This window comes from Teichococcus deserti (assembly GCF_001982615.1).
Classification (GTDB): domain Bacteria; phylum Pseudomonadota; class Alphaproteobacteria; order Acetobacterales; family Acetobacteraceae; genus Pseudoroseomonas; species Pseudoroseomonas deserti.
Map to the genome: position 1 here is coordinate 1 of NZ_MLCO01000046.1, position 11748 is coordinate 11748.

Here is an 11748-nt window from a genome sequence, read left to right on the forward strand (position 1 = left end):
GCGAAGCGGCGCAGCTCGGCGACGGCAGCGCCGCGCCAGCCATAGATCGACTGGGCGTCGTCGCCGACGGCGAAGCCCCGCCCCCCCTGCCCTGCCAGCAGCTTGACCAGCCGGTGCTGCGCCAGGTTGGTGTCCTGGAACTCGTCCACCAGGATCTCGGCCCAGCGCCCCTGCCAGCGCGCGGCCAAGCCCGGGTCGTCGCGCATGGCGCGCACGGGCAGCGCGATCAGGTCGTCGAAATCCAGCGCGGCGCGTGCGGCCAGGGCCTTCGTGTAGTCGGGCAGCAGGGCCGCAGCCTGCTCCAGCGTCGCGCCGTCGAACCGGGAAAAGGCTTTGCCACGCGGCGTCCTGGCCAGCCGGCCCTTCAGGAGAGAGACAACCTCCTGCAGGGCGGTGCCGGTCTGGGCGTCGCGGATGCCGCCGGCCTGCATCAGCAGGCGCCGCGCCTCGGCCTGGGGGATGATGGAGAAGCCACGCGGCAGGCCCGGGACATCGCCGCCATCCTCGATCAGCAGGCGGGCCATGGCGGCATGGAAGGTGCCCACCCAGCGCGGCAGCTGGACGGGCGGCAGGCGCTGCGCCAGGCGGGCGCGCATCTCGGCCGCGGCCTTGGTGGTGAAGGTGATGCAGAGCAGGCGCTGTGGGTCCTCGCCGCGGCGCAGGATCAGGTCAACCACGCGGCGCGCCAGGGTTTCGGTCTTGCCGGAACCGGCGCCGGCGATGACCAGCTGCGGCGCAGGGGACAGCACCGCCGCGCGCTGCGCCGGGTTCAGGCCTTCGAGATGCTGATCCGTCATGCCGGGCGGTCGAGGAAGCGGGGGCGCGCGTCGAGATTCACCGCGATGCCGGCGGCGTCGAGCGAGGCCAGCAGCCTGGCGCGGTCCAGCCGCAGGTAACGGATCAGGAGCTGGAGATAGAGACCCACGAAATCCGCGCCGTGCCCGTCGGAGGCGCCCTCGGCGGTGCTGGTCAGGCTGTGGGCCAGCTCGTGCAGCAGCACCCAGGGCGGGCATGCCGCCGGCAGGCGCAGGCGCAGCCGGTCGGCATCGGCGATGCGGCGTCGGGCCTGGTGCGGCAGCGGCTCCACCTTGGGCGGGAAGCGCAGGCCGAGCTCGGCCCAGATGGCGTCGACCATCGGCTGGGCGGCGGCGAAGGCGATCATGCCGCCGCCATGCGGGGCGATCACCCGGTCCTCCCAGGCATAGACACGCTGGCGCTGAGCGTCCCGGGCGCGGGTTTCCGTCACTCCAGCACCCCCTGCCCCGCCCCGCGCACCGGGCGGTTCAGGCTGATGCGGTCGCCGGCGGCATAGCCCTGGCGATAGGCGCCATTGGCGCGCAGCCCGGCGCGGCGGGCGCTGACCAGGCGAACGGAGGTTTCCTTGAAGGCATCCTCCACAACCCGATGCTTCACCACGATCAGCGCGCTGCCGGTGCTGCGCTGGGCGGCGACGCCGGCCTCGCGTTCGGCATGCAGGGTCTCGAGGCGCTCGGCAATGCGGCTGGCCATGCCCTGCTGGTAGCTGATCGAGGCTTGGCGCAACGCGGTCGCCCTCAGCGCCGGATGCGCGCCGCGGAAGCGGGTCAGCTCGTTCTGCATGCCGCGTGCGATGACGGCATAGAGATAGCTGGCCATGGCCGTGTCCTCCTCGAAGCCGAAGAAGATGTAGCGCGGGCGGTCCTCCTCCCGCGTGAGCCAGACCTTGCAGTCGCAGAAGCGGGCGATGGCGGGGACGCAGCCGTCGATCGGGCGGCGCTGGCGGCCGGCCAGCGGGACCTCGACCTGCACGCAGCGGGCAGCCCGGATGTCGATCTCCTCCATGCTGAGGGCGTAGCGCTCCAGCAGGCGGCCGGCCATCTCGGCGGCGGCGAGCGCCTCGGCCTCGGTGCAGCCATTGGAAACAGTCTTCTCCGTCAGCGCCTTGATGCGCGCCTTGACGCGCGTCAGCTCATCCGTCTGCTGCATCTCTCTGCCCGTCCACCAACGCCGGTCCGCCCGCGGCTATAGCACGGCAACCGGCGCGGCGCAGGCTCCTGGCACTGGCCGGATGGGCATGGCCGGTGGGTGTTGGATGCATCCATGAGGCGCAGTGGAGGTGTGACGTGGCGGCTTTGGTGGCAGTGAGTCTCGACGGGTCCGGCGGCTGGGGGATCCCCGGCATCCTCCAGCGCCGCCAGTCCAGCCGGGCCGCTGCCGTCCGGATTGGATGCATCCATGGGCAGCTTCATGCGGCCGGAAGGCCTGCGGAGAAGACACTCGGCGCAAGCACCACGCTTGGATGCATCCAAGCGCAGGCTGCGCCACCCGGTCCTGCCGTTCGGCGCCGGACAAGGCACGCTCGCCTTGGTGGATGGATGTATCCATTCTCATCCGGGACCAAAAAAACTCGCCAAGCCACGGCTTTGCGTCTAGGAAGGCCGCGGGGGACCTCGGGGGTACCATGGATCAGCTCGACACCTTCCGCCGCATCGCCGAGGTGCTGCGCTCGGCCCAGCGCACCGCCATCGAGGTCGAGAACGCGCCGGACAAGCGCAAGCGGCTGCGCAGCTTCTCGGTGCAGGAGGCGGCGGCCTTGATCGGCGTGACGCCAGGCCAACTGCGCCGCGCCGGCGGTCTGGCGCCGCAGGGCGGCGGAATCACCCCGCGTGCCCGGATGGCATTCGAGGAAATCCTTGAAGTGCGGAGGTCGCTGAACAAGCTGCCGCGCCGGGATGCCGCACAAGGCGAGACGCTGGCCACCGTCGTCTTCACGAATTTCAAGGGCGGCTCGGCCAAGACGACGTCGAGCGTGCATTTCGCCCAGTTCCTGGCCCTGGCCGGCTATCGCGTGCTGCTGGTCGACCTGGACAGCCAGGCCAGTGCCACGGCGCAGTTCGGCCTGGACCCGGCCAGCGAGATCGGCCCGGAGAGATGCTTCCTGGCCTGGCTGAAGCGGGAAGGGAAGGGGGGGGCGCTCGCCGAGCGGCTATGCCAGAAGACCTATTGGCCGGGAATTGACCTGCTGCCCGCCGGCGCCGCGCTGGCCGAGGCGGAAGAGCTGCTGGCGGCCCGTGCCGCTGGCGGCACCGCCGAAAAGACACTGTATTTCGACGAGCTGACGGCACTGCTGGCGGCGACCGGCGAGCGCTACGACATCGCCGTCGTCGACACCCGGCCGGACGTCAACATGCTGATGACCACGGCCCTGCATGCGGCAACCGGCATCGTGGTGCCGACGCGGGCGACGATGACCGACCTGGCGTCGACCGGTGAATTCTTCGCGCATCTCGCCGGCTACACCGGCGACTTCCGCGAGGCCTTTGGCCAGGGGCTGGACTTCGCCTTCAGCCGCATCCTGGTCACCGCCTTCGACCCGACCGACCGCAGCCAGGAAGCGCTGCTCGGCCTGCTGCGCGAACGCTTCGGCGAGGCGGTGCTGCCGGACGCCTTCCTGCATTCGCGCATCATGGGGACGGCGGGCTTCGGCAAGGAGACGCTCTACGAATACGAGCCCTCGACCGACCGCGCCGCCTACAACCGGGTGATCGCCAGCGCCAATGCGGTGAACCGCGCGATCCTGGCGAAGGTGCTGCAGCATTGGGGGCGGGCGGCATGAAGAACCGTTTCAGCAAGCTGAGCGAGGCGCTGCACAGCGCGACGGCCGAGGTCGCCGTGTCGCCGCCGGCCGCCGAACCCGCCGCCCAGCACCGCCCGGCCGCCGCGCTGACCGCCGCCGCGGAGGGGCTGCGGGAGCGGATCGCGCGGCTGGAGGCGGAGCTCGCCGCCAAGGGCGCGGCCGAGGCCGGGTTGCAGCGCGAGCTCGCCGCCGCCCGTGCCGTCGCTGCCCGGGCGGGGGAGGGGGCGGAGGAGTTCCTCTTCATCGACCCGGCGCTGGTCACCGACCTGCTGCCGCGGGACCGGCTGCCCGGTGCCTTCGACGGCGCAGAGTTCGAGGAGCTGCTGGAAGACATCCGCGCCAATGGGCAGAACGACGCCATCACCCTGCGGCGGCAGGGGAAGGGGTTCGAGATCGCGGCCGGGCGGCGGCGGCTCGAGGCCTGCCGGAGGCTGGGCGTCCAGGCGCTGGCGCGGGTGCGGGCGCTGGACGATGCGGCGATGTTGCGGGTGCAGTTCTCGGAGAACGAGCGGCGCGAGGATATTTCGGCGCTGGAGCGTGCGCGCTGGTTCGCCGAGGTGCGCGGCCGGCTGCCCGGGACGGCGCGGGAGATCGCGGCGCAGTTCGGGCTCGATCCCTCAACCTTGAGTCTTTATCTGCGCCTCGCGCGCTTTCCGGCCGAGATCACCGAGAAGCTGCGTGAGCCGCGGCGGCTGGCGATGCTGCGGGCACGCCGCGTGATGGAGGCCGTGGAGGCCGACGAGACGGCGCTGCCGCGGATCCTGTCGGCGCTCGACGCCCAGGCCCGCGCCGCCGGCGGCACGCTCGACGCCGAGGAGCAGATCTCGCTGCTGATGCGCGTGTCCGAAGGCCGCGAGGCACGTCCCGGCAGCAACCGCCCGACCATGCCGGAGCGCCGCCATATCGTGCATGAGGGCAAGCGCATCGGCACGCTGACGCGTAATGGCGGCCAATGGGTGTTCCGCTTCGCCACCTCGCTGCCCGACGAGACGGTGCAGCAGCTGGCCGACCACCTGCCCAGCCTGCTGCCAACGGAAAGAAAAAGATAAGGAAGGTCTGCAGGGAGAATTCTGTCTCCCTCTGGCCTTGCTTGCCGTGATGTGAACCCTGCCAGCCTGCCTCAGTGCGAGACGGGCGGCGGCGACGGCTCCAGCAGCAGCCCACGGTCCGAGACCCGGACCTTGGCGTTCTTGTAGGCCGAGAGCGCCAGGTGCAGCGGCCCTTCGAACTGGGTCTTGAAGTTCTTCAGCGCGCCGACCTTGGAGCCGAACTGCCGCCACAGGCGGTCCCAGCCGATCGGCGTCTCCTTCGGCAGGGAATGCAGCCGGTAGGCGAGCCAGAGATAGATGTCGATGGCGAGCGGCGAGGTTGTGAGGTCGCGGACCGCCGCGCGGTCGACCAGCACCGGATGCCGCCGCAGCTCGTCGAAGAAGGCCTGGGACAGCACCACGCGCTCGACCAGGCGGGAGGCCTTCTTGGAGCGGGGATCCGGCTCGCCGATATAGCTGTAGGCGTCGACCAGGCGCTGGTTGACGATAACGCCTTTCTTGTCGTTGCCGAAGCTGAAATCGACAGCGCAGGTGGCGAGACGCTCCAGCTGCTCGGCGACCTTGCCGTTGCTCGGGCCGCCACGGCTGATGCCGAGGCGGGCCAGGACGGCGCTGGCGGAGCGGCCCATGTGGATCTCGCGCGAGCCGCGTTCCAGCGCCTCGGTCTGCCAGTCGATCATCAGCAGGCGGGCATAGCTGCCGAAGGGGACGCCGATGAATTCCTGGCTGTTGTCGTCGCGCAGCCTGACGCCGGGGCGGACCAGCAGCCGGGCGTAGTCGGTGTCGATCAGCCAGTTCTGGTCCTTGGGCTGGTCGCGATGCGGCAGGCCGGCCAGACACCAGGCGGAATAGCTGTAGCCGATCTCGCTGCCGCCCTCGAACTCGCGGACGATGGCGGAGGAGGCGGTGTCGGCGATCTGGCGGCCCATGCGGCCAGCCAGTGCCTTGCTGAGGCTGGGCGGCCGGTTCTCGAGCACGGCGAGCTGGGCGGCCTTCACGGCCCCCTTGACGCCCCTGGCCTCGACGATGCCGTGCACATTCGCTGCACTGCCGAAGAGGTCACCCTGGTCGGTCCCGGGGTTCTTCATCGGGGCATTCGTTCTGGAGGCCGAAGCCTTTGGATTCGCTGGCAGCTCAACCATGGGCCGCAAATTGCCCCGGGCCGGCGGCGAGAGTCGATGCGAACCTTGCCAACCGCCGTGCTCCTGGCCTGTGAACCTTGCCAACCCAGGGCAATGGCTTGGAGTGAAGAGAGATTGTTATTGAAGAAGGGCTGGCAGGGTTCGCGTGGATAACTGGATTTCCCGTTGATTCTCAAGGTTCTCCGGCGAATCCGCGTCGCTGGCAGGGTTCGCAGTTGACGAAGAGGGCGGCGTTTTCGCCGGCTTGCAAGGTTCACAGCTGGGCCCGAAGCAGAATCGTGGCGCCAATGGCATGGCTGGCAAGGGTCGCAAGTCCTTCGAATCGCTCGATCGAGTCTCGAAGCCCGAGGCGGGCTGGCAAGGTTCACAGCTGGCAAGGTTCACTGCGCCGGGCTGGCAAGGTTCACAGCGAAGGGGCGGGTCGGCTGGCAAGGTTCGCATCTGCGGGCCACTTCCCTTGTGGGAGCAGCGGCCTAAAGTATAGATAGGTGATACCTGGTGCCCCTGGAGGGCACCGGCCGATCCCCGAGGAGCGCCGCCATGTCGAGCAGCCTGGCCTTGAAGCTGGACGAGGAGACGCGCCAGCGGCTGCAGGCGCTGGGGCAGCTGCGCGACCGCTCGCCGCACTGGCTGATGAAGAAGGCCGTGCTGGAGTTCCTTGAGCGTGAGGAAGGCTATGAGCGGGAGAAAAGCGAGGACCTGGCGCGCTGGGAAAGCTATCGCCTGACCGGCCGCGCCGTCCCGGATGCGGCAGTGCAGGACTGGCTGGACAGCTTCGGCACCGAGACCGAGACCGCGCCCCCCGGCATCCGATAAGCAAGACGGCATGGCCGAGCTGCTCTGGCTGCCGGAAGCGGTCGACGACCTGCAGCGCCTGCTGCGCTTCCTGCAGGAGAAGAACCCCGAGGCCGCGCGCCGCGCCGCCCGCGCCATCGCCGGCGCCGCCGCCCGGCTGGCACAGCAGGCCGAGCTCGGCCGGCCGATGGGTGACGGCACCGGCCGGCGTGAGCTGGTGCTGCCCGTTGCGGGGGGCGCCTATGTGCTGCGCTACCGGCTGGATCCCGCGCTCGCGCCGGAAAAAGTGGTCGTCATTCGTGTTTGGCATGGCCGGGAAGCGCGGGCGTGAGGGCAAAGCCGCTGATTTTTCACCCATTCGTCACGCGATATGCTAGTTGCCCCCTCGCGCGCGCCGCCGCCCCGCTGGCGACCCCGCGCGCCGGCCCCCGGGATCAGGATGGTTTCCGCCGGGCATCGGCTCGCGAAGGGGTGTTTGGAGACGGTCAACCTTCCTAAATAGACACACGGCCACCGTGCGGCGGCCGTCACTCCTTTTGTCACCCCGCTGATCATGCCGGCGCCCTTCCAGGCGTGGTGCCGGCCTTTGGGCCCGTTGCGGGCCGGTCAGCGACCGGTGCGACATGAAGACCTTGTTGGGGCCTTCCCTGGTCCCCCAGCACGAACGAACAGGTGGATAGATGGACGGGATGTTTACCTACGGCGCGACGGATCAGGGCGACACCGAGGGTGGCGCTCCGCTCAAGGGGCGGACGGGCGCTTTCGGGGACATCCTGGCTCGCGAGACGCCGGAGGCCGAGCGTCCGGCCGGGCTGAACCGCGGCTGGCGGGCCGAGATGGGCGATGAGTTCGACAGCCCCGAGACCGTCGATGTGCGCGTCGAGGAGCATGCCGAGGACGAGGAGGAGCGCGAGCCCTCCGAGGCCGAGGAAGGCGAGGAGACGCGCGAGGCCGCGGAGGCCGAGGACGGCGCCGAGGGCGGCAACGTCAACGAGGCGAGCCTCGCCCGCTCCGACGACCCGGTGCGCATGTTCCTGCGCGAGATGTCGGGCACCGACCTGCTGAGCCGCGACGAGGAGATTGCCCTCGCCCAGCGGATCGAGGCCGGCCGTGACGCCATGCTCGCCGGCCTTTGCGAGAACCCGATCACCTTCACGCATCTGCAGGCCTGGCGCGTCGCGCTGCAGGAATCGCAGATGCCGCTGCGCGACGTGGTCGAGCTCGAGGCCATGGCCGCCGACGCCGCCCCGGCGCCGGAGCCGGAAGAGGCCGAGGAGCCCGAGGCCGCCGCGCCGCACGCGACCCTCGACGAGAAGATGAAGCCCGAGGTGCTGGCCGCCTTCGGTGCCGCGCTCGACGCGCATGCGGTGCTGCGCGGCATGACCGCGCGCAGCGGCGACGCCCAGGCCAAGCGGGCCGAGATGGTCGGGCTGTTCGGCGCGCTGCGCCTGCGCCCCGCCCGGCTCGACCTGCTGGTGGCGCAGGTGCGCGACATGCACCGCCGCCTGCTGGCGCTGGATGGCAAGGCGGTGCGCCTGGCCGCCGCCGTCAAGCTGGACCACGAGACGCTGCTGAAGCTGTGGGACGGCAGCGAGGCCGGCGCCGTGCGCGTGCTGGACGCGGCGGCCAAGGTTCGCAGCAACGCGGCGCGCCACGCGCTGGCGCTGCGCGAACTGCGCGACGGGCTGCCGCCGATCCGTACCGGCATCGCCAAGCTGGAGGCCGAGAGCGGCCTGGCCGCGCCCGAGCTGCGCCGGGTCTGCGCCGAGGTGGCCCGCGGCGAGCGCGACATGCGCAAGGCCAAGGAAGAGCTGACCCGCGCCAACCTGCGGCTGGTGGTGCATATCGCCAAGCGCTACCGCAACCGCGGGCTGATGTTCGGCGACCTGATCCAGGAAGGCAACATCGGCCTGATGCGCGCGGTCGACAAGTTCGACTGGCGCCGCGGCTTCAAGTTCGCGACCTATGCCACCTGGTGGGTGCGCCAGGCGATCACCCGGTCGCTGGCCGACCAGGCCCGCACCATCCGCGTCCCCGTGCATATGACGGAGACCGTCGGCAAGGTCGCGCGCATGAGCCGCCGCTTCGCCCAGAAGGCCGGCCGCGAGCCGACCCCGGAAGAGCTGGCGGGCGAGCTGGGCATGTCGGTGGACAAGGTCCGCGCCGTGCAGCGCCTGGCGCGCGAGCCGGTCAGCCTGGAGAACCCGATTGGCGAGGATGATGACGGGCGCCTGGGCGACTTCATCGAGGACGAGAACGCGGTGATCCCCTTCGACGCCGCCGCCCGCTCCTCGATGCGCGACGCGACCATGCGCATCCTGTCCGACCTGACGCCGCGCGAGGAACGCATCCTGCGCATGCGCTTCGGCATCGGCGGCGAGAACGACCACACGCTGGAAGAAGTGGGCAAGACCTTCAACGTCACCCGCGAGCGCATCCGGCAGATCGAGGCAAAGGCGCTGAAGAAGCTCCAGGTCTCGAAGCGCGGCAAGTCGCTGCGGTCGTTCCTGGCGTAAGAGAAGACAGGGAGAAGGCTGGGGGAATGAATTCCCCCAGACCCCCTTCTTTTTTCTGTTCCATGGGCTGTTGGAAGAACTGCGCCTTGCTGGGCTCTCACCATGGTGGCTCAGCGGGGCGCAGCTTTTTGTGACGTCTGCGCTTCCTTAAAGGTCGCGCTGCCGATGGGCCGTTGCCTGTCCTGTCGTCACGTGGACATGGCAATCAGACAGAAAGAAGAAGGGGTCCAGGGGAATTCATTCCCCTGGCCTTCCTCTGTCTTAGTTGGTGATCTCAGTCTCGACGGCGCCCACGCCTTCGAACTCGGCGCGGACGGCTGTCCCGGCCTCCACCAGGATGTTCCCGGTGCAGCTGCCGGTGGTGATGACCATGCCCTTCTTCAGCCCGCCGAAGCGCTTCGCCCCCTTGTTGGCCAGCCACTGGATCAGGCGGATCGGCTCGCCGGCGCTGTTGCCGCCGACATGCTCGACCGCGACGCGGCCGTTGAAGGTCAGCTTGACCGGCAGCTTCGGCGGGTCGATCTCCTGCCAGTCGGCGACGGCGGGGCCGACCACCAGGGCGCCGTGGTTCACCTGGTCGGCGGCATGGCTCAGCGGGTCGCTGATCGCCAGCCGCTCGAAGCGGGTGTCGACGATCTCGATGGTCGGGTTCAGCGTCGCGATGGCGGCCAGCACCTCCTCGCGCGAATAGGGCGCCTCGCGCGGCGGCAGGTCGGCGCCGAGCGTGTAGCCGATCTCGGCCTCGATGCCGGTGATGTTGAAGGCGCGGGCCGGGTAGGGGCGGGCGTCGAAGCGCAGGTCCGCCTGGTGCAGCGGCACGCCGGAGGGCTCGGCCTCGGGGCTGGCGGCGCCGACCTTCCAGCCGGCGATCGGGCCGCGCTCCGCGGCGACCAGCAGCTGGATCTCCACCACCTCCTCGGCGGTCTGCGGGCGGGCGCCGTCCGGCAGGTGGGTCAGCAGCCGGCGGCTGCGGCGGGCGTCCAGCAGGGCCTGGGCGGCGGCGGCGAAATCGGTGGCCATGGCGCGGCATTCTCTCCGTGTCGGGTGCCGCATCCTGGCCGATCGCCGCGGCTTGAGCGAGGGGGAGAGCTTATGGTCGGCCGTTGCATCCGGTGGTAACCAGGGGCCTCCGAAGGGGGATGCGGGACTTGGCTGCGGTTGTCGCGGGTGACGCCTATCTGCTGTTCCGGCTGGGAAGCCGCCGCTGCGCGCTGCCGCGCGCCGCGGTGCGCGAGGTGCTGCCCTTGCCGCGGCTGTTCCGGCCACCCTCGCTGCCGAAGCCGATGGCCGGCTTCCTGAACCTGGGCGGCGTTGCGGTGCCGGTGATCGACCTGACGAAGCTCTTCGGCCTGGCCAGCGCCGCCGAGACCGAGCAGGCGCTGTATCGTCACATTCTGTTGATCGGCCGTCCGGACGGACAGGCGCCGCTGGGGCTGCTGGTCGACCGGGTGCTGGACCTGCTGCGGTTGGCGCCCGAGCGGCTGCGCGCCGTCTCGCCGGAGGCCACGCTGAACGGCTGCGCGGTGGCCGAGCTGGAGACTGCCGAGGGCTTCGTGCATCTGCTGGCGGCCGACCGGCTGCTGCTGGCGCAGGAGGCGGCGGCGCTGTCGGCGCTGCAGGAAGCGGCCGCGGCGCGGCTGGCCGACTGGGATCTTTCGGGGTGACGCCGCAGCCCGGCCGGCTGCCGGCCTTCACCCCCCACTTCCTGCCGGATGTCGACTTCACCCGGCTGAAGCGGCTGGTGATCGCGCGCACCGGGCATTTCTACTACCAGGACAAGGACGCGCTGCTCTGGGAGCGGCTGCGGCGGCGGCTGCGCGACACCGGGCTGTCCAGCGCCAGCGCCTATCTGGCGCGGCTGCTGGACGAGGCGGCGGGGCCTGCCGAATGGGCGGCGCTGGAAGCCGAGATCACCATCGGCGAGACCTTCTTCTTCCGCTACGCCGAGCAGTTCGCGGCTTTGGCCGACACCATCCTGCCGGACATTCTCGAGCGGCGCGGGGAGGAGAAGAAAATCCGCGCCTGGAGCGCGGGCTGCGCCAGCGGCGCCGAGCCCTATTCCCTGGCCATCCTGCTGCACCGCATGCTGGGCGAGGCGCTGGAGCAGTGGCGCCCGGCGCTGATCGGCAGCGACCTGAACGCCGCGGTGCTGGCCCAGGCGCGGCGCGGCGAATACAGCCGCTGGGCGCTGCGCAGCCTGCCGGCGGAGGAGCTGGAGCGCGACTTCACCGTGGTCGAGGAAGGCCGCCGCTTCCAGCTGCGCCCGCAGTTCCGCGCCATGGTGCAGTTCGAGCGGCACAACCTGCTCAGCCTGCTGGATGGCAGCAGCCCGCTGCAGTTCAGCGAGTTCGACCTGATCCTCTGCCGCAACGTGCTGATCTATTTCCACCCGGAGGTGGTGGAGCAGGTGGTCCGCGCCCTGGCCGGGCGCCTGCGCGAGGGCGGCTGGCTGCTGCTCGGCCATGCCGAGCCCAACCCGGCCTTCGCCGAGTTCCTGGAGGTCGTCCAGCTGCCGGGCACGGTGGCCTATCGCCGGGGCGGGACGCAGCGTCCGAAGCCGGCGGAGAGCGTGAGGCCGCTGCCGGTGATCGCGCCGCCGGCGCCGGTCCTCGCGCTGCCGCCGTTGCCTG

The 11748-nt window shown here is 70.5% G+C and carries 12 protein-coding genes; 7 read left to right on the top strand and 5 right to left on the bottom strand.

Annotated features, from left to right (window positions below; all coding sequences use genetic code 11):
- The 3 genes from BKE38_RS06370 to BKE38_RS06380 form a co-directional block, all read right to left on the bottom strand.
- Positions 1 to 797, bottom strand: a 797-nt coding sequence (locus BKE38_RS06370; RefSeq protein WP_165694125.1) for an ATP-dependent helicase, incomplete at its 3' end; no start/stop codon positions are given.
- Complete coding sequence (locus BKE38_RS31805) at positions 794 to 1246, bottom strand: hypothetical protein (protein WP_076956526.1); 453 nt, start codon at positions 1244 to 1246, stop codon at positions 794 to 796. The genes BKE38_RS06370 and BKE38_RS31805, both read right to left, overlap by 4 nt.
- A complete protein-coding gene (locus tag BKE38_RS06380; RefSeq protein ID WP_076956527.1) occupies positions 1243 to 1965 on the bottom strand; it encodes a DUF7168 domain-containing protein in 723 nt (240 codons plus the stop codon). The genes BKE38_RS31805 and BKE38_RS06380 overlap by 4 nt, the downstream gene beginning before the upstream one ends.
- A gap of 475 nt (positions 1966 to 2440) precedes the next feature.
- Here BKE38_RS06380 and BKE38_RS06385 point away from each other — a divergent pair, with 475 nt between their 5' ends.
- Both BKE38_RS06385 and BKE38_RS06390 read left to right on the top strand, forming a co-directional pair.
- Positions 2441 to 3595, top strand: coding sequence for an AAA family ATPase (locus BKE38_RS06385; protein WP_076956528.1), 1155 nt, complete (start codon positions 2441 to 2443; stop codon positions 3593 to 3595).
- Positions 3592 to 4665: a ParB/RepB/Spo0J family partition protein gene (locus BKE38_RS06390; RefSeq protein WP_165694126.1), complete on the top strand. Its 1074-nt coding sequence runs from the start codon at positions 3592 to 3594 to the stop codon at positions 4663 to 4665. The genes BKE38_RS06385 and BKE38_RS06390 overlap by 4 nt, the downstream gene beginning before the upstream one ends.
- Positions 4666 to 4736: 71 nt before the next feature.
- On the opposite strand, the gene BKE38_RS06395 is transcribed toward BKE38_RS06390, so the two are convergent.
- Positions 4737 to 5753, bottom strand: a complete 1017-nt coding sequence (locus tag BKE38_RS06395) for a replication protein RepA (RefSeq protein WP_106409142.1) — start codon at positions 5751 to 5753, stop codon at positions 4737 to 4739.
- A 594-nt stretch (positions 5754 to 6347) separates the two neighbouring features.
- On the opposite strand from BKE38_RS06395, the gene BKE38_RS06400 reads away from it, so the two are divergent.
- The 3 genes from BKE38_RS06400 to rpoD all read left to right on the top strand — a co-directional run bounded on the left by BKE38_RS06400 (position 6348) and on the right by rpoD (position 9118).
- Positions 6348 to 6623: a CopG family ribbon-helix-helix protein gene (locus BKE38_RS06400; RefSeq protein WP_076956531.1), complete on the top strand. Its 276-nt coding sequence runs from the start codon at positions 6348 to 6350 to the stop codon at positions 6621 to 6623.
- Between the two features lie 10 nt (positions 6624 to 6633).
- Positions 6634 to 6933 (top strand): type II toxin-antitoxin system RelE/ParE family toxin, encoded by a 300-nt coding sequence (locus tag BKE38_RS06405; RefSeq protein WP_076956532.1) that lies wholly within the window; start codon positions 6634 to 6636, stop codon positions 6931 to 6933.
- 349 nt (positions 6934 to 7282) lie between these two features.
- Positions 7283 to 9118, top strand: coding sequence for an RNA polymerase sigma factor RpoD (gene rpoD / locus BKE38_RS06410; RefSeq protein ID WP_076956533.1), 1836 nt, complete (start codon positions 7283 to 7285; stop codon positions 9116 to 9118).
- Positions 9119 to 9379: 261 nt separating this feature from the next.
- On the opposite strand, the gene BKE38_RS06415 is transcribed toward rpoD, so the two are convergent.
- Entirely contained in the window at positions 9380 to 10138 is a 759-nt protein-coding gene (locus tag BKE38_RS06415) for a 2-keto-4-pentenoate hydratase (RefSeq protein ID WP_076956534.1), read from the bottom strand.
- A gap of 128 nt (positions 10139 to 10266) precedes the next feature.
- Here BKE38_RS06415 and BKE38_RS06420 point away from each other — a divergent pair, with 128 nt between their 5' ends.
- On the top strand, positions 10267 to 10782 hold the full coding sequence (locus BKE38_RS06420) for a chemotaxis protein CheW (RefSeq protein WP_242662240.1): 516 nt from the start codon (positions 10267 to 10269) through the stop codon (positions 10780 to 10782).
- The coding region (locus BKE38_RS06425) for a CheR family methyltransferase (protein WP_207553507.1) at positions 10779 to 11748 on the top strand (970 nt) is incomplete at its 3' end. The genes BKE38_RS06420 and BKE38_RS06425, both read left to right, overlap by 4 nt.